The organism is Allostella sp. (assembly GCF_041913585.1).
GTDB lineage: Bacteria > Pseudomonadota > Alphaproteobacteria > ATCC43930 > Allostellaceae > Allostella.
In genome coordinates this window covers 1-17620 of the sequence record NZ_JAYSFE010000101.1, presented here as the reverse complement: position 1 = coordinate 17620, position 17620 = coordinate 1, and the positions used below count along the sequence as shown (strand labels likewise).

Here is a 17620-nt window from a genome sequence, read left to right as displayed (position 1 = left end):
GACATGCCGGCGCGCAGCTCGACGACGGCCTTGACCGCCTCGCCCCACTTCTCGTCCGGAACGCCGATCACCGCGCAGTCCTTCACCGCCGGATGGGACCAGATCACCTGCTCGATCTCGCTCGGGAAGATGTTGAAGCCGCCACTGATGATGACGTCGCGCTCGCGGTCGACGATGTAGAAGTAGCCGTCCTCGTCGCGGTAGCCGACGTCGCCGGTGTGGTGCCAGCCGAAGCGCGACGCCCTGGCGGTCGCGTCGGGGTTCTTGTAGTAGCCCTTCATCACCAGGTTGGAGCGGACGACGAGTTCGCCGCGCTCGCCGGGGGGCAGCAGGCGGCCCTCGGCGTCCATGATCTCGACCTGGACGAAGGGCGTCGCCCGGCCGCAGCTCCAGAGCCGCCGGGCGAGCTTCGGGTCGTCCGACAGGACGTGCTCCTCGGGCGGGAGGATGGTGCAGAAGAACGGCGCCTCCGCCTGCCCGTAGGCCTGGGCCATAACCGGCCCGAAGGCCGCCACCGCCTGCCGCAGCTTCTCGACCGACATCGGCGCGCCGGCATAGATGACGTGCCGCAGCGAGGAATAGTCGTGGCGGGGCAGCGCCGGGCTGTCGAGCAGCATGTAGATCATGGTCGGCGTCAGGAACATGGTCGTGACGCGATGGCGCTCGATGCATTCCAGGATCGTCGCCGGATCGGCGCGCGGCAGGATGACGGTGTGCCCGCCATGGATCATCGAGGCGAAGGCGAGCGTGCCGGAGGCGTGGCTCATCGGCGCCGCCGCCAGGTGGACCGGCCGCGGGCCGGGTGGCAGGGTCGAGAACAGGCAGGCGAAGAGCGTCTCGTAGGTCTGGTTGGCGATCATCACGCCCTTCGACGGGCCGGTGGTACCGCCGGTGCTGCGGATCGCGACGACCGTGTCCGGGCCCTGGGGAACGTCGACCGGATCGGCCGGGAAGCCGGCCGCCCAGCCGTCGAGCCCGGGAGCCAGCGGCGTCGGCCCGTCGATCGCGACCATGCCGCGGAGCGGCTGCGGCAGCCCCGGCAGCACGGCGGCGACCTCGGCCTCCAGCGCCGCGTGGTGGAAGAGGAAGGTCGCGTCGTTGCTGACCAGCGCGTGGGCGATCTCGGCCTCGGCGTAGCGGGCGTTCAGCGGCAGCCAGACCGCGCCCGCCCGCAGGATGCCCAGCACCGGCTCGAATGCGGCGAGGCAGTTGGGGGTCAGCGTCGCGACGACGTCGCCCGGACCGACGCCGGCCGCCCGCAGCCCGTGCGCGATGCGGTGCGAGGCCGCCTGCACCTCGCGGTAGGTCCGGCTGCGCTGGAGGTCCGAGAAGCAGGGGCCGTCGGGTGCCAGTGCCACCCCACGGTCGAAGAAATCGATGAGACGCACGGCCCCTCCGCCCTCACTTCGCCGCGGCGAGCGCTTCGGAAAAGACCTTGAGCGCCTCCGAGCCCGGCTTGCCCCGGCGGTCGAGGCCGGCCGCCCAGTCGCGCCGCGCCTGCTGGTAGACCCCGTCCAGGATCTTCTGGTCGTCGGCCCCGAGACGGGTGATCGTCATGCCCTGCTGCCGGAAGGTCTCGTAGCTCTTGGCGACGTCGTCGTCCGTCATCTTGCAGACCCGGCGGGTGGTCGCGTCGCCCACCTCCATGATCGCCTTCTGCACCGCCTCCGGCAGCTTCTTCCAGCGCGCCTCGTTGATCGAGTAGGTGGTGGCGGTGCCGGCCAGGTTGGCGCCGACCGTGACGCTCTTGATGAGTCCCTCGAGCTTGTAGGAAGTCACCGTCGGCACCGGAAAGACGATGCCGTCGACCGTGCCGCGGGACAGGGATTCGCGGATTTCCGGCGCCGTCAGGCGGACCGGAACCGCGCCCAGGCTGCGCAGCGTGATGTCGAGCGCGCCGCCGACCGAGCGGATCTTGCGACCCTTGACGTCCTCGAGCCGGATCGCGCCTTCCTTCGACAGGAACAGCTCATAGGGCGGATTGACGTAGGTGAAGACGACGCGGACGCCGTTCGGCTGGAACTCGTTCTTCGCGAACCAGCCGTCGCGGGCGGTCTTCCAGTAGGCGAGCGTGCCCTCGCAGGACGACCCGAAGCTGCCCGGCAGGTCAACCACGGCCGACAGCGGCAGCTTGTCCGAGATGTAGGACGGCACGATCAGCGCGATGTCGACGACCCCGCTCTGCGTCAGGGCCAGCATGTCCTTGGCCTTGCCGACCTGTTCGGCCGGGAAGTACTCGAACTTGACCTGGCCGTTCGTCGCCTTGGTCACCTCCTCCATGAAGTAGTGCGTGCCGTACTTCGCCAGGAAGTGCGTCGGCGGCAGGTTGTCCGCCAGGCGCAGCGTGATGGGCTCCGCCGCGAGCGCCGCGCTCGCCGCCAGGATCGCCGAGGCCCCCGCCAGGGCCGCACCGCAGAAGCGCATCGTCTCCTCCCGTATGTTCGAATATGTGAACGCTATTCGCTTATTCGCATGATGATGACGACCGGCGGCGACGCTTGTCAACCGGCGGACGATGGCCCAGCACCTGCGACAGGCCCGCCGCCGCGGCGACGGCGGCGGTGCGGTAGCGCCGGCTGTGCTGACGGATGCGCTCGCCCAGCGAGGCCACCGCGAGCGCCGCCACGACCCGTCCCTCGCCGTCGAAGACCGGCGCGGCGACGGCGGCGCCGCCGTCCGTGACCTCGGCGATCGACTGCGACCAGCCCTCGCGCCGCACCCGGTCGAGGCGTCGCCGGATCTCGGCCGGGTCGGTCGGCGTGCTCGGGGTGTAGGCGCGGAAATCGGTCGTGCGGAAGTATCGCTCGCGCCATTCCTCGCTCTGGAACGCAAGCAGGGCGCGGCCCGCGGCCGAGCAGTAGAGCGGCCGCTCCTCGCCGATCCGGGCGATGAAGCGGACCTGGCTGGCGCTCTCGATCTGGTCGATGTAGCTGGCCAGCGGCGCGTCCTCCTTCAACACCGCCAGGATCACCGTCTCCCCGGTCGCCTCCCACAGGTGGCGCATGAAGGGACGGGCCAGCGTCGGCAACCGCCGCCGCGCCATGACCGCCGCCGCCAGCCCGTACATGGCGGGACCCAGGAAGTGCCGGTCCTCCTCCCGCGTCGTGAAGCCCTGTGCCGCCAGCGCGCGCAGCAGCACCAGGAGGCTGCTCTTCGGCGCCTTCAGCGCCTGCGCCAGTTCCGACAGGGTGGCGCCGTTCTCGGTCGCCGCCAGGTGTGCCACGATCTGCATCACCCGGGTCAGCGACCGCGGCCCCGTCGTTTCGCCCGTTCCGCGCTCCATCCGGACCTCTCCGTGCCATCGGGCGATTCGGCTTGACGCCCGAATCCTCCACTCGCAGAATAATTTACATAAATGCATGCCGTTCAGAAATACGAACGCGCATCGAAGGAGGAGACGATGAACGGAGCCGCGGGGGGAGCGGCCGGAACGCTTCTCGGCCGCGCCGACCGGGCGATCGCCGCCGCCGAGCGCGTCTGGCGGCTGGCCGGCTCGGCGGCGCTCGCCGCGATCATGCTGATCGTCGCGACCGACGTCCTGCTCCGCTACCTCTTGAACGCGCCGCTCTCCTGGGCCTTCGACCTGATCTCGCTCTACCTGATGGCGGGGCTGTTCTTTCTCGCCCTCTCCGACACCCAGCGCCACCACGGCCATGTCGCGGTCGACATCTTCCAGTACCGCCTCTCGGACCGCATGCGGCATCTCTGCCAGTGCCTGGTGCACGCGTCGGCGGCGGTCGTGTTCGCGATCATCTTCGCCCTCGGCGCCGGACGGGCGCGCGACGCCTACCTGGCCGGCGACGTGCTGGAAGGCGCGATCGCCTGGCCGACCTGGATCGCCGCCGCCCTGGTCCCGCTCGGCGTCGGGCTGCTGCTCCTGCGCCTGCTGCTGTCGGCGGTCGCCCACGGGCTCGCGGCCCTGACCGGGCGGCCGACGATCGACCTGCCGCCGCTGTCGGGCAGCGACGAGGCGGTCTGATGCTGACGCTCGCCACCGTCGCGCTGCTGCTGGTCCTGCTCGTCATCGGCGCCCCCGTCGCCTTCGCCCTTCTGGTGACGGGGGCCGTCGGCCTCTACGGCATCGGCGGCCTGCCGATGGTGCTCGGCATCCTCCAGACGGCGCCGCTGTCCGCGGTCAGTTCCTACGAACTGATCTCGGTGCCGATGTTCATCCTGATGGCCGAGTTCGTCATCGTCTCGGGCATCGCCGACGGCCTCTTCCTCGCCGCCGCGGCCTGGGTCGGGCGCCTGCCGGGCGGCCTCGCCATGGCGACCGCGCTCGCGGGCGCCGGCTTCGGCGCCATCTCCGGCTCCAGCACCGCGTCGGCGGCGACGCTGTCGGCGACCTCGATCCCGGCGATGCTGAAGCAGGGCTACGAACCGAGGCTCGCCTGCGGCGTGGTCGCGATCTCGGGCACGCTGGCGATGCTGATCCCGCCCAGCGTGGCGCTCATCATCTACGGCCTGATCGCCGACGTCAGCATCGGCCATCTCCTGATCGGCGGCGTGCTGCCGGGTGCGCTGGTGACGGTCACCATCATGCTGACCATTCTGGCGCTGGTCTGGCAGGACCCGGCACGGGCGCCGCGCGGTCCGGCCCACTCCCTGCGCCGGAAGCTGGCCGCGCTCCGCGTCGTCGGCCCGATGCTGGTGCTGCTGATGGCGGTGACCGGGGTCATCTACACCGGCGTGGCGACGCCGACCGAGGCGGCCGGGATCGGCGCCTTCGGCGCCTTCGTGCTGGCGCTCCGCTCCGGCCGCCTCGACCTCCGGGCCCTCCTGCACGCCCTGAAGCGGGCCGCCCACGCGACCTGCATGATCCTGATGATCATCCTGGGCGCCCACGTCTTCGGCTACTACTTCACCTTCACCCAGACGACGCAGGAACTGGTGCGCTGGGTCGGCGAACTCGGCCTCTCGCCCTACCTGGTGATGGCGCTGCTCATCGTCGGCTACCTCGTCCTCGGCTGCCTCATGGACCAGATCGCGATCCTGATCCTGACGGTGCCGGTGGTGCTGCCGCTCGTCGTCAGCCTCGGGTTCGACCCCGTCTGGTTCGGCGTGCTGGTGATCGTGACCGCCGAGGTCGGGATGGTGACGCCGCCCGTCGGCCTCAACGTCTTCGTCGTCGCCCGCTATGCCCGCCGGCCGCTCGGCGAGATCTTCGCCGGCGTCTGGCCGCACGTCTTCGCCCACCTCGTCGTCATCGCCCTGCTCGTCGCCTTTCCGCAGATCGTGCTGTGGCTGCCCTCGCACATGCCATGACCACGCACCGCCGCAGCCTGCCGGGCCCGCTCGCGGGCGTCCGCGTCCTCGACCTGACGACGGTCCTGGCCGGGCCCTTCGCCACCCACCTGCTCGCCGACCAGGGCGCGGACGTGGTCAAGATCGAGGCGCCGGGCGGCGACATCACCCGCACCGTCGGGCGCTCGCACGAGCCGGGCATGGCGTCCATCTTCCAGCACATCAACAAGAACAAGCGCAGCCTCGTCCTCGACCTGAAGCGGCCGGAGGGACGGACGGCGCTCCTGCGGCTGGCTGCCGACGCGGACGCCTTCGTCTTCAACATGCGCGCCGACGCGATGGACCGGCTCGGCCTCGGCCTCGCCGCCGTCCGCGCCGTCAACCCCCGCATCGTCTATTGCGGCTTCGCCGGGTACGGGCGGGATGGCGCCTATGCCGGCCGCCCCGCCTATGACGACCTCATTCAGGGCCTGACCGGAATCCCCGATCTTGCGGCCCGCGCCGGCGGCGGCGAGCCGCGCTACGCGCCGATGTCGATGGCCGACCGGATCGTCGGCCTCTACGGCGCCAACGCGCTGCTGATGGCCCTCTTCCGCCAGGCCCGCACCGGCGAGGGTGCGGCGGTCGAGGTGCCGATGTTCGAGGCGATGGCCCACTTCGTCCTGGTCGAGCACATGTTTTACCGCAGCTTCGAGCCGCCGCTCGGCCCGGCCGCCAATCCGCGCGGACTCGACCCGAATCGCAAGCCGCTGCCCACCCGCGACGGCCATGTCTGCCTGCTGCCCTACAGCGACCGGCAGTGGCAGACGCTGTTCGGCCTGCTCGGCCGCGCCGACATGCAGGCCGATCCGCGCTTCGCCACCTTCACCGGCCGCCTCGAACACGTCCGCGAACTCTACGCGTTCCTCGCCGCCGCGATGCGCGAGGAGACCACCGCCCACTGGCTTGCCCGCTTCGCCGAGGCGGACATCCCGGCGGCGCCGATGAACAGCCTCGAGGAACTGCTCGACGACCCGCACCTCCGCAGCGTCGATTTCTGGCAGCCGCTCACCAAGGCGGGCGGAACCCGCTTCATCCACATGGATTCGCCGCTCGGCTGGAACGAGTGGCCGCGGGGCACGCTGGCGCTGGAGCCCGCTCCCCTGCTCGGCCAGCACAGCGCCGAGATCCTGGCCGAGGCCGGCTTCACCCCGGCCGAGGTCGCGGCGATGGCCTGCGACGGCGTCACCCTGGTGCCGGCATGACCCGGCCGCTCTGCCGTGTCGCCGAAGACGACGGCGTCCTGACGCTCACCCTCGACCGGCCCGAGAAGCGCAACGCCCTCGACGCGCCGCTCCTCGCCGAGCTGATCCAGGCCCTGGAGGCCGCGGCGCCGCCTCGGGTCCTCGTCCTGACCGGGGCCGGCGACGCCTTCTGCGCCGGTGCCGACCTCGGGCCGCTGAAGGGCATCGCCGACCCCGAGGAGCGGCGGCGGGCCTTCGCCCCCCACGCGGTCCGGCTGTCGGAAATGATCGGGCGGGTGATGATGCTGCTGGCGGCCCCCGGCCGGATCAGCATCGCCGCCGTCAACGGCCCGGCGGTCGGTGGCGGCTGGATCCTGGCCATGGGGTGCGACTTCCGCATCGCCGCCGACGGCGCGCGCTTCTGGTTTCCCGAGATCGAACTCGGGCGCGCCATCGGCGAGGCCTCGAACGACCTGCTGACCGCCTATGCAGGGCCGGCGCTGGCGCGCGAGATCGTCATGCTGGCGCGCCGCTACGACGCCGCCGAACTGCTGGCGCTGCGGCTGCTCAACCGGGTGGTGCCGCGCCCGGAACTGCTCCCGGCCGCCGCGGCGATGGCGGCCCGCCTCGCGGCGACGGACCCCGCGGCGCTGGCGACGGTCAAGGCGCGGATCGCCGCGCCGATGCTGGCGGCCGCCCTCGCCAAGCCCTGGGGCCGCTGACACTCGGCGGCCGCCCGGCCTCCGCTCCTCGACCGCGGCGATCTCCTTCCTGCCGGTGCCGGCCGGGAATTGACGCGGGTCAATGCCGGCCCGCGCCGGACGCGATATCCGGTTGCCATCATGCCCGACACCCTGCTGTCCGCCCCCGAGCGCCCCGCCGAGATCCTCGCCCGCCACGCGGCGCGCCCGACGCCGCGCTACACCAGCTATCCGACGGCGCCGCACTTCCAGGGCGACTTCCCGGAGACGACCTATCGCGCCTGGCTCGCGGCGACCGACCCGGCCCGGCCGATCTCGCTCTACCTGCACGTCCCCTACTGCGCGCGGATGTGCTGGTACTGCGGCTGCAACATGAAGCTGGCCGCGCGCTACGAGCCGGTCGCCGCCTATGTCGAGACCCTGCTGCGGGAGGTCGACCTGGTGGCCGACGCCCTGCCGGATCGGCTGCCGGTCGGCCACCTTCACTGGGGCGGCGGCACGCCGACGGCGCTGGCGCCGGCCGACCTCGCGCGGGTGATGCGGCGCCTGGGCGAGCGGTTCGCGATCGCCGACGGCGCCGAACTGGCGATCGAGAGCGACCCGCGCACCCTGACGGACGAGATGATCGAGACGATCGGCCGGCTCGGCTTCACCCGCGCCAGCTTCGGGGTGCAGGAATTCGACCCCGCGGTGCAGGCGGCGATCAACCGCGTCCAGCCGCCGGAGATGGTGGCACGGGCCGTCGCCGGACTGCGCGCGGCCGGCGTCGCCGGGATCAACTTCGACCTCATCTACGGGCTGCCGCACCAGACGACCCGGATGCTGGAGCAGACGATCGCGATCTCGGCCGAACTCGGCGCCGACCGCATCGCCCTCTTCGGCTACGCCCACGTCCCCTGGATGGCGCCCAACCAGCGCATGATCCCGACCGACGCCCTGCCCGGCCCGGCCGAGCGCGCCGAGCAGGCCGCTGCCGCTGCCGCCGCGCTCGAACGGGCCGGCTTTGTCGCGATCGGCATCGACCACTACGCCCGCCCGGGCGACCCGCTGGCCGCCGCCGCCCGCAGCGGCCGGCTGCGCCGCAACTTCCAGGGCTACACGACCGACGATGCCGAGACCCTGATCGGCCTCGGTGCCACCGCCATCGGCCGCACCGTCTCCGGCTATGTCCAGAACATCTCCGAGACCGGGGCCTGGAGCCGGGCCGTGGCCGCCGGGCACCTCCCGGTCGCGCGCGGCCGCGCGTTCGCCGGCGACGACCGGCTGCGCGGCCACGTCATCGAGCGGCTGATGTGCGACGGGCGGGTCGACTGCGTCGAGGCTGGCCGCCGCTTCGGGGCGCCCGACGACTGGGCGGACGAATCCCTGGCGGCGCTGCGACCGCTCGCCGCCGAGGGCGCGGTCGCGATCCATGGCAGCCACGTCGCCCTGTCCCCCTGGGCACGACCGCTCGCCCGGGTCGCGGCCGCGGCCTTCGACCGCTACCTCCCCGACGGCCGCGGACGGCACGCCGCCAGCGTGTGAGCCGGCATCAGCCGACCCTCGGGTAGTCGAGGCCGCGCGCCAGCCAGCAGCCGACGGTCACGCCGGCGACCCGGCCGTCGCCGCCGCGGCGGAAGGCGAGGGTCCAGTCGCCGGGCGGCGTGTGGTCGAGGGCGCGCGGGCAGGGCAGCGCCCAGACGTCGCCGCCGACCGGCTCCAGCAGTTCCATCCGGCCCTGGCCGAGGAAGCCCGAGAAACCGCCATAGAGCGTGCCGCCGGCATCGACGACGGTCAGTTCGGCGCCGAGCTCGGCCGAGCGGTAGCGGCCGGCGACGTCGGTCGCGGCCGGACCGGCGATCGGCACCAGCCGCGCCGTCTGGTTCTCCTGCGGCCGGTGCATCCGAAGGCCGTCCCCGCCGGCGGCGAGGCGGGTCCGGCCGTTGCCGGCGGTCCCGTCCGGGCGCAGGTCGAGCCGCTCGGCGGAATGGCCGAAGCGCAGGCGAACCTGTCCCGGGGCAGCGCTGTCGATGCGGGCGGACAGCCCGGTCTCGGGATCGAGATAGGCGCCGAGCCAGGCCGGCGCCGGCAGGGCCGGATCGGGCTTCGGCCGCGCTTCGCCGAGGACCGCCGCGACCAGGTCGAGCGCTGCCGCCGCGGCGTCGGACAGGTGGTTGAACAGCACCACCACCGACAGCCGCTCGGCCGCCAGATGGATGCGGTGGCTGCGCCAGCCGCGGAGCGCGCCGCCATGGCCGGTCGCCGCCCGCCCGAACTCGACCGAGCGGCCGAGCCCGAAGCCGTAGGCGGCCGGCGTCCCGTCGGCGAAGGCGACCGGCGCCGACAGGCGGGCGTAGATCGCGCCCGGATCGTCGCGCGTCGCGTCGATGTGGCGCTCCCAGGCGATCATGTCGTCGAGGGTGGCGCCGAGCCCGGCGTCGCCCGTCCACAGGATGCGGTTCTCCGCGGCGCGGAAGCCGGTCGCCTGGGTGCCCTCGTAGCCCTCGCCGCCGTCGGGCAGCGCGCGGGTATCGGCCGCCAGCACGGCGCCCGCCATGCCGGTCGGCGCCAGCACCCGCTCGCGCAGGATCTCGGCGAAGGATCGCCCGGTGCGCGCCTCCAGGATCTCCGACAGCAGCCGGAAGTTCTGGTTGCAGTAGGAGTAGCGGGTGCCCGGCCGGAACTGCAGCGACCGCGTGCCGGCGATCACCCGCGCCGCCTCGAGATCGCCGAAGGGCGATTCGGTCGGCGCGCCATGCAGCATCGCCACCGCCCAGTAGTCGCGCAGCCCCGACTGGTTGTGGCAGAGCCGCAGCAGCCCCGGCGCCGGCCCGTCGAGATCGGGCAGCCGCGCCCGGACGTCGGCGTCGAGCTCGGTCGGATCGGGGACGCTCTCCAGCACCGCGGCACAGGTGAACTGCTTGGTGATCGAGCACATCCGGAAGAGGCTCGACGGGGTGAAGGGGATGCGGCGCTCCGCATTGGCCCAGCCCCAGGCGTGGCGCACCAGGACCTCGCCGGCGCGGACGACGGCCACGGCGCCGCCGGGGCCGGGATGGTTGCGGGGGAGGGCTTGCAGCGCCCGGTCGAGCCGGTTGGAGAGGGAATCCGTCATGGCCGCAAGCCTCGCCCGAGCCCGGTCAGGCGGTCAACGCCTCCTCCAGCAGGGCGAGTGCGGCGGCGGTGAAGGCGACCATGTTCCGGGCGCGATCCGCCTCGCCCGTCGCCAGCAGGCGCGTGCGCGCGACCGGCCCGTCGACGGCCAGGCAGCAATGGCCGGCGGCGTCGCCGTAGCGGTTGCCCTTCGGCCCGGTCGCACCGGTCTCGGCCAGCCCCCAGTCGGCGCCGAGCCGGGTGCGGACGGTGCGGGCGAGGAGTTGCGACATGGCGATCGTGGCCGAGCGGATGCCGCCCAGTCGGTCCGCGCCGACGCCGAGCAGCCCCTCCCGCGCGGCCGCGGTGTAGACGATGCCGCCGCCGAGGAAATAGGCCGACGCGCCCGGCACCGACAGCAGCGCCGCCGAGACGAGCCCGCCCGTCGAGGATTCCGAGACGGCGAGCGTCTGGCGCCGCGCGATCAGCAGCCGAGCGACGCGCTCGGCGGCTTCGGTGTCGATGGTGATGTCCGGCATGGGAAACCTCCGCCAGGCGAGCCTAGCAGAGATCGTCCGGGAGCGGGGGCGGCGGGCTCAGCGCGGCGGGCGCCCGGCCTCGCGCATCGCGAAGCGCTTCAGCCCCTCGGCGGCAGCCAGATAGGCGACGACGATGCCGGCGACGGCGGCGAGGATAGCCGGCGGCAGCGGCACGAAGCCGAACGGGGCGCCCAGCGGCGAGAGGGCGACGAGGAGCGCCGCCGCCAGTGCGCCCAGCGAGGTCGCGACCAGGACCGGGTGTGGCCGGCTGCGCCAGCCGGGCATCGCCGTCCGGATCAGGAAGATCACCAGGATCTGGGTGGCCATGCTCTCGACGAACCAGGCGGTCCGGAAGGTTTCGGGCGAGGCGTCGAAGAGCCCGAGCAGCAGGGCGAAGGTGGCGAGGTCGAAGACCGACGAGAGCGGTCCCATCACGGTCGAGAAATGCAGCACGTCGCGCATGTTCCAGGCGTGCGGCCGGGCGAGATCGTCGGCCTCGGCCCGGTCGAACGGGATGCCGATCTCGCCCAGGTCGTAGAGCAGGTTGTTGAGCAGCACCTGGACGGGGGTCAGCGGCAGGAACGGCAGGAAGATCGAGGCGACCGCGACCGAGATCATGTTGCCGAAGTTGGAAGAGGTCCCCATGCGCACGTACTTGGCGATGTTGGCGTAGGTGCGCCGCCCCTCCTCGACGCCGGCGGCGACCACCGCGAGGTCGGGGTCGAGCAGGATGATGTCGGCGGCGGCGCGCGCCACCTCGCTCGCGTCGTCGACCGAGATCCCGGCATCCGCGAGCCGGATCGCCGGGGCGTCGTTGATCCCGTCGCCGATGAAGCCGACCGTCTCCCCGGCGGCTCGGAGTGCCTCGATGACGCGCACCTTCTGCTCGGGCGACAGGCGGGCGAAGAGGTCGACCTCGGTCACCCGCGCCGCCAGCACCGGGTCCGCGAGAAGATCGATCTCCGCCCCGGTGAGCAGGCCGCGCGCCGGGATGCCCAGCGTCCGCACGAGGTGCAGCACCGCGGGCCCGGCATCGCCCGAGAGCACCTTGACCCGCACCCCCATCCCTTCCAGCCGGGCGATGGCGGTGGCGGCGCTCGGCTTCGGCGGGTCGGCGAAGATGCAGAAGCCGACGAAGACGAGGTCCCGCTCGTCCTCGGGCGCGACCGCATCGGCGCCCTCGGCGGCCGGCGCCCAGGCGACGGCGAGCTGGCGCAGCCCCTCGGCCGCCCGGGCGTCGTGTTCCGCCAGCAGCCGGGCGCGGCCGTCGGCGTCGAGGTCGACGGTCTCGCCGGTGGCCGTTTCCAGGCGCGCGCAGCAGGCGAGGATGGTTTCCGCCGCCCCCTTGGCGACCAGGATTCGGGCCCCCGCCCGCTCCGCCAGCACCGACGCCCGCCGCCGCTCGTAGTCGAACGGGAGTTCGGCGATCCGCCGCCAGCCGTCGGCCGCCGGGTCGGCGCGACCCTCCAGGATGGCGCGATCGAGCGGCGTCGGCAGGCCGGCCGCGAAGGCCGCGTTCACCGCCGCCAGATCGAGCGTCCGGGCGGACGGCGCGCCGCCGGCCGCCGCCGTCGTCAGCAGGCGGATCCGCGCTTCGGTCAGGGTCCCGGTCTTGTCGGTGCAGAGCACCGTCATCGCCCCGAGGTCGTGGATGGCGCCGAGCCGCTTCACGATCACCTGGCGCCGCGACATCCGCATGGCGCCGCGCGACAGGGTGACGGTCGTCACCATCGGCAGCAGTTCCGGCGTCAGCCCGACCGCCAGGGCCACCGCAAAGAGGAAGGATTCGAGGAAGGGACGCTGGCTCGCCAGGTGGGTCAGGAGGACGAAGAGGACGAGAAAGACCGTCAGCCGCAGGATCAGCAGGCCCAGTCCGCGCAGCCCGCGGGTGAAGGCGGTCGGGGTCTCCTCGCCGTCGAGTGCGGCCTCGATGCCGCCGAGGCGTGTGTGCGCTCCGGTCGCCACCACCAGCATCTCGATCTCGCCGGCGGTGACGGTGGTGCCGCCGAACAGGGCGTCGTGGGCATCGGCCAGCTCGGCGGCGCCGCTCGGCCCCGGCCGCTTCTCGACGGGATAGGGCTCGCCCGTCAGCAGCGCCTGGTCGACCCGCGCCGCGGTCGCCGCGAGCACGACGCCGTCGGCCGGCACGAGGTCGCCGGCGCCGAGCCGGACGACGTCGCCCGGCACGATCTCGGCGGCGTCGATCTCGACGAGCCTGCCGTCGCGGCGGACCGAGGCGCGCAGCGCGACCGAGCGCCGCAGCGCCTCGGCCGCATCCTGGGCCCGGCGCTCCTGGAGGATGTCGAGCACCGTCGACCCGGCGACGATGGCGACGATGATGGCCGTGCTCGCCCAGTCGCCGAGGAAGCCGGCGAGCAGCGCGGCCACGACCAGGATCGCGACCAGCGGTTCGGCCAGCCGGTGCGCGAGCCGCGCGGCGATCGAGCGCCGCGCCGGATGCCTGGGCGCGTTGCCGCCGGACACGGCGCGACGCCGGGCCGCCTCGGCCGCCGCCAGCCCGGACGGGCTGGCATCGAGTTCGGCGAGGAGGCGGTCGCGGGGGCGGCGCCAGAACGGCGCCGCGTCGCCGGCGTCCGCCAGCCTCAGATCCGCTCCCAGAGGCCGGTCTCCTCGTCGAGCCGGGCCTGCTCGAGGCCGCGGAAGTCGCCGCGCGAGACGATGCCGACGACGCGGGAGCCGTCGACGATCGGCAGATGGCGGAAGCCGCCGTCCTGCATCAGCCGCAGTGCCTCGATGGCGCTGCGCTGCGGCGGGATGGAGCAGGGCTGCGGCGTCATCACGTCGGCCAGCCGCGTGTCCGCCGGCGAACGCCCCTCCGCCAGGACCCGGCACACGGCGTCGCGGCCGGTGAAGATGCCGAGCAGCCGCCCGGCGGCGTCGACCACCAGGACGGCGCCGACGCGGCGCTCGCGCATGCGCTGGCAGGCGGTGGCGACGCTGGTCTGCTGGCGCAGCACCAACGGATTCTGGTCGCGTACCATGTCGCTCATCTGACGCATCGTCATCGCACCGGCCTCGCGAAGCGGGTTTCGAGACTGGATCGCGCATCGGCCGACCGGCCGCCTTGACCCACGTCAACCGACCCGGCCGGTGTCGGCCGGGGCCGATGCGGTTGACGTGGGTCATATGCGCCGCGCCGGGGCGGATGCAGACTTTCGCCGTCCGATGACCGATCGAGAAGGGCCAGTGCCATGCAGGTGAAGGATGTGATGACGCCGCGGGTGGTCAGCGTCGAGCCGACGGCGACGATCGAGACCGCCGCCCGCCTCATGCTCGCGCGCCACATCAGCGGCATCCCGGTCGTCACCGGCGACGGCACGCTGGTCGGCATGGTGACCGAGGGCGACTTCCTGCGGCGGGCCGAGATCGGCACCGAGGGGAAGCGCTCCGGCTGGCTCGCCTTCCTCGCCGGTTCGGGCCGCATGGCGGCCGACTATGTCCACACCCACAGCCGGCGGGTCGAGGAGGTGATGACCAGGGGCGCCGTCACCGCCGCCCCGGGCGACAGCCTGGAGTCGGCCGTGGAGACGATGGTGCGGCGGCGCGTGAAGCGGCTGCCCGTCGTCGAGGACGGCCGGCTGGTCGGCATCGTCGCCCGCTCCGACATCCTGCGCGCCTTCGCCCGCCGGTCGCCGGTCCACCGCGGCGCCCACGCCAGCGACGAACAGATCCGCGCGGCCGTGACGGCAGAGCTGGAGAAGCATTCCTGGGCGCGCAACGGCTTGATCCGCGTCGAGGTCGAGGAAGGCGCGGTCGAACTCAACGGCACCATCCTCGACGAGCGCCAGCGGGCGGCCGCCCGGGTCGCGGCCGAGAACGTGCCGGGGGTCCGTTCGGTCGCCGACAAGCTGGTGTGGATCGAGCCGATGTCCGGCATGGTGGTGCTGCCGCCCGACGAGGCGGACGCCGGCGGCCGCAAGGGCTAGCCGCGCGATGGCCGCCGACGATCCCGCGCAGCGCCAGCGCAACATCGTCTCCTGGTACCTGCTGGCGGCGCTCGCCGGCGTCCTGCTGATGCAATGGCTGTGGTCGGGCTACGCCCAGGTCGAGGCGATCCCATTCAGCCGCTTCGAGCAGCTGGTCGCCGAGGGCCGCGTCGCCTCGGTCGAGATCGGCGACGAGGCGATCCGCGGGCGGCTCAAGGAGCCGCTGCCGAGCGGCCGCTCCGCCTTCGTCACCGTGCGGGTCGATCCCGCGCTCGCCGACCGGCTGACGGCCCAGGGCGTCGTCGTCGCCGGCCTGCCCGAGGGCGGGTTCCTGCAGACGCTGCTGTCCTGGATCGTGCCGGCGCTCGCCTTCTACTTCGTCTGGATCTTCGCCTTCCGGCGGATCGCCGAGAAGCAGGGGTTCGGCGGCCTGATGTCGGTCGGCAAGTCGCACGCCAAGGTCTATGTCGAGAAGGACACCAAGGTCACCTTCGCCGACGTCGCCGGCGTCGACGAGGCGAAGTTCGAGCTCCGCGAGATCGTCAGCTTCCTCAAGGACCCGGCGGCGTTCGGGCGCCTCGGTGCGCGGGCGCCCAAGGGCACCCTGCTGGTCGGTCCGCCCGGCACCGGCAAGACCCTCCTCGCGCGCGCCGTCGCCGGCGAGGCCGGCGTCCCCTTCTTCTCGATCTCCGGCTCGGAATTCGTCGAGATGTTCGTCGGCGTTGGTGCCGCCCGCGTCCGCGACCTCTTCGAGCAGGCGCGCAAGGCGGCCCCCTGCATCATCTTCATCGACGAACTGGACGCGCTCGGCCGCAGCCGGTCGGCCGCCGGCGGGTTCGGCGGCCACGACGAGAAGGAACAGACCCTGAACCAGCTCTTGGCCGAGCTCGACGGCTTCGACCCCAGCGTCGGCGTCATCCTGCTCGCTGCCACCAACCGGCCGGAAATCCTCGACCAGGCGCTGCTGCGCGCCGGCCGCTTCGACCGCCAGGTGCTGGTCGACCGGCCGTCGCTCAAGGGCCGGCGCGACATCCTCGACGTCCATGTCCGCCGCATCCGGCTGGCGGCCGACGTCGATCTCGACCAGGTGGCGGCGCTGACCACCGGCTTCACCGGTGCCGACCTCGCCAACCTCGTCAACGAGGCGGCGATCGCCGCCACCCGGCGCGACGCGGCGGCCGTCCACCTCCAGGATTTCACGGTCGCGATCGAGCGCATCGTCGCCGGCATCGAGAAGAAGAGCCGCATCCTCTCCCCGGCCGAGCGCCGCCGCGTCGCCTACCACGAGATGGGCCATGCCCTGGTCGCCGCGACCCTGCCCGGCGTCGACGCGGTGCAGAAGGTCTCGATCGTGCCGCGCGGCGTCGGCGCCCTCGGCTACACCATGCAGCGGCCGACCGAGGACCGCTTCCTGCTGGCCGCCAGCGAACTCGAGAACCGGATCGCGGTCCTCATGGGCGGCCGCGTCGCCGAGCGGCTGATCTATCGCGGCGACCCCTCGACCGGCGCCGCCGACGACCTGCAGCGCGCGACCGAGATCGCGACCGAGATGGTGACCCGCTACGGCATGGACCCGACCGTCGGCCAGCGCACCTATGCGCGGCGCGCCAACCCGTTCCTGACCGGCACGGCCGAGGCGGGGTTCGAGGCGGCGGAGGCGACGGCGCGCGAGATCGACCTCGCGGTCCGCGACCTCGTCGAGGCCGCCGACCAGCGCGCCCGCGACATCCTGGAGCGGCGGCGGGCGGACCTCGACGCCGGCGTCGCGCTGCTGCTCCAGCGCGAGACGCTGAACGCCGACGAGTTCCCGGCGCTCCGGCGGCCGGAACCGGCCGCCGCCCGCTGAGGACGCCGCCCATGCGCGCGATGCTGCTCGACCTGCCCGGGGCGCCGCTCCGCCTGGCGACCCTGCCCGACCCGATCCCGGGGCCGGGCGAGCTGCGGATCCGGGTCGCGGCCTGCGGGGTCTGCCGCACCGACCTCCACGTCGTCGACGGCGAGCTGCCGCCGGGACCGCTGCCGATCGTCCCCGGCCACGAGATCGTCGGCCGGGTCGACGCGATCGGGGCGGGCGTGGCGGGGTTCGCGATCGGCCAGCGGGTCGGAGTCGGCTGGCTCGGCCGCGCCTGCGGGCGCTGTCCCTACTGCCTGGAGGGCCGCGAGAACCTGTGCGACGCCCCCCTCTTCACCGGCTACACGCGCCATGGCGGCTATGCCACCCACGCCGTCGCGGATGCCCGCTTCACCTTCCCCCTGGGCGAGACCGGCGACGATCTCGCGACCGCGCCGCTGCTCTGCGCCGGGCTGATCGGCTGGCGGTCGCTGCAGATGGCGGGCGACGGCCGGCGCCTCGGCCTCTACGGCTTCGGCGCCGCCGGCCATATCGTGCTCCAGGTCGCGCGCTGGCAGGGCCGCGAGGTCTTCGTCTTCACCCGTCCGGGCGACGACGAGGGGCAGGCCTTCGCGCGGCGCCTGGGCGCCGCCTGGGCCGGGCCGTCCGACCGGCCGGCCCCCGAGCCGCTCGACGCCGCCATCCTCTACGCGCCGGTCGGCGCCCTGGTGCCGGCCGCGCTCCGCGCCGTCCGCAAGGGCGGGCGGGTGGTGTGCGCCGGCATCCACATGAGCGACATCCCCGCCTTCCCCTATCGCTGGCTGTGGGAGGAGCGGGAGATCCGTTCCGTCGCCAACCTGACCCGGGCCGACGCGACGGGCTTCCTGGCGGTCGTGCCCAAGGCCCGGATCAAGACCCGGGTCACCGCCTACCCCCTGGCCGAGGCCAACACCGCCCTCGCCGACCTGCGCGCCGGGCGGCTCCAGGGAGCGGCCGTCCTGCAACCGTGAGCGGGCAGCCGTGAGCGGGCAGCCGTGACGAAGCCGCCTCAGGTCTGCAGGAC

Annotated in this window: 15 protein-coding genes; 8 read left to right on the top strand and 7 right to left on the bottom strand. The window is 73.2% G+C overall.

Annotated features, from left to right (window positions below):
• From ACE3Q3_RS17630 to ACE3Q3_RS17620, 3 genes are all read right to left on the bottom strand, one after another.
• Nucleotides 1–1388: class I adenylate-forming enzyme family protein (locus tag ACE3Q3_RS17630; RefSeq protein WP_374448306.1), on the bottom strand; the 1388-nt coding region annotated here is incomplete at its 3' end.
• Nucleotides 1389–1401: 13 nt separating this feature from the next.
• The gene (dctP, locus tag ACE3Q3_RS17625; RefSeq protein WP_374448304.1) at nt 1402–2424 is read right to left on the bottom strand and encodes a TRAP transporter substrate-binding protein DctP; all 1023 of its coding nucleotides are present in this window, start codon (nt 2422–2424) and stop codon (nt 1402–1404) included.
• A 40-nt stretch (nt 2425–2464) separates the two neighbouring features.
• Complete coding sequence (locus ACE3Q3_RS17620; protein ID WP_374448302.1) at nt 2465–3283, bottom strand: IclR family transcriptional regulator; 819 nt, start codon at nt 3281–3283, stop codon at nt 2465–2467.
• A 117-nt stretch (nt 3284–3400) separates the two neighbouring features.
• Here ACE3Q3_RS17620 and ACE3Q3_RS17615 point away from each other — a divergent pair, with 117 nt between their 5' ends.
• The 5 genes from ACE3Q3_RS17615 to hemN all read left to right on the top strand — a co-directional run bounded on the left by ACE3Q3_RS17615 (nt 3401) and on the right by hemN (nt 8692).
• Nucleotides 3401–3979 (top strand): TRAP transporter small permease, encoded by a 579-nt coding sequence (locus ACE3Q3_RS17615; protein WP_374448300.1) that lies wholly within the window; start codon nt 3401–3403, stop codon nt 3977–3979.
• On the top strand, nt 3979–5265 hold the full coding sequence (locus ACE3Q3_RS17610; RefSeq protein ID WP_374448298.1) for a TRAP transporter large permease: 1287 nt from the start codon (nt 3979–3981) through the stop codon (nt 5263–5265). Before ACE3Q3_RS17615 ends, ACE3Q3_RS17610 begins: the two co-directional genes overlap by 1 nt.
• Complete coding sequence (locus tag ACE3Q3_RS17605) at nt 5262–6488, top strand: CaiB/BaiF CoA transferase family protein (RefSeq protein ID WP_374448296.1); 1227 nt, start codon at nt 5262–5264, stop codon at nt 6486–6488. Before ACE3Q3_RS17610 ends, ACE3Q3_RS17605 begins: the two co-directional genes overlap by 4 nt.
• Nucleotides 6485–7189, top strand: coding sequence for an enoyl-CoA hydratase/isomerase family protein (locus tag ACE3Q3_RS17600; RefSeq protein WP_374448295.1), 705 nt, complete (start codon nt 6485–6487; stop codon nt 7187–7189). The genes ACE3Q3_RS17605 and ACE3Q3_RS17600 overlap by 4 nt, the downstream gene beginning before the upstream one ends.
• Before the next feature lie 120 nt (nt 7190–7309).
• A complete protein-coding gene (hemN, locus tag ACE3Q3_RS17595) occupies nt 7310–8692 on the top strand; it encodes an oxygen-independent coproporphyrinogen III oxidase (protein ID WP_374448292.1) in 1383 nt (460 codons plus the stop codon).
• A gap of 7 nt (nt 8693–8699) precedes the next feature.
• On the opposite strand, the gene ACE3Q3_RS17590 is transcribed toward hemN, so the two are convergent.
• The 4 genes from ACE3Q3_RS17590 to ACE3Q3_RS17575 are packed head-to-tail and all read right to left on the bottom strand — an operon-like array spanning nt 8700 to nt 13805.
• Nucleotides 8700–10262 (bottom strand): D-aminopeptidase, encoded by a 1563-nt coding sequence (locus ACE3Q3_RS17590; protein WP_374448290.1) that lies wholly within the window; start codon nt 10260–10262, stop codon nt 8700–8702.
• 25 nt (nt 10263–10287) lie between these two features.
• Nucleotides 10288–10779: a CinA family protein gene (locus ACE3Q3_RS17585; protein WP_374448289.1), complete on the bottom strand. Its 492-nt coding sequence runs from the start codon at nt 10777–10779 to the stop codon at nt 10288–10290.
• A gap of 57 nt (nt 10780–10836) precedes the next feature.
• Nucleotides 10837–13380, bottom strand: a complete 2544-nt coding sequence (gene mgtA, locus ACE3Q3_RS17580; RefSeq protein ID WP_374448308.1) for a magnesium-translocating P-type ATPase — start codon at nt 13378–13380, stop codon at nt 10837–10839.
• 2 nt (nt 13381–13382) lie between these two features.
• On the bottom strand, nt 13383–13805 hold the full coding sequence (locus ACE3Q3_RS17575) for a cyclic nucleotide-binding/CBS domain-containing protein (RefSeq protein ID WP_374448287.1): 423 nt from the start codon (nt 13803–13805) through the stop codon (nt 13383–13385).
• Nucleotides 13806–13991: 186 nt separating this feature from the next.
• Between ACE3Q3_RS17575 and ACE3Q3_RS17570 the strand changes: the two genes are divergently transcribed.
• The 3 genes from ACE3Q3_RS17570 to ACE3Q3_RS17560 are packed head-to-tail and all read left to right on the top strand — an operon-like array spanning nt 13992 to nt 17567.
• The gene (locus ACE3Q3_RS17570; protein ID WP_374448286.1) at nt 13992–14726 is read left to right on the top strand and encodes a CBS domain-containing protein; all 735 of its coding nucleotides are present in this window, start codon (nt 13992–13994) and stop codon (nt 14724–14726) included.
• 7 nt (nt 14727–14733) lie between these two features.
• Nucleotides 14734–16572 carry an ATP-dependent zinc metalloprotease FtsH gene (ftsH, locus tag ACE3Q3_RS17565; RefSeq protein WP_374448284.1) on the top strand — a complete coding sequence of 613 codons (1839 nt, stop codon included), beginning with the start codon at nt 14734–14736 and terminating at the stop codon, nt 16570–16572.
• A gap of 11 nt (nt 16573–16583) precedes the next feature.
• Nucleotides 16584–17567 (top strand): zinc-dependent alcohol dehydrogenase family protein, encoded by a 984-nt coding sequence (locus ACE3Q3_RS17560; RefSeq protein ID WP_374448283.1) that lies wholly within the window; start codon nt 16584–16586, stop codon nt 17565–17567.
• The last annotated feature ends 53 nt before the right edge of the window (nt 17568–17620 follow it).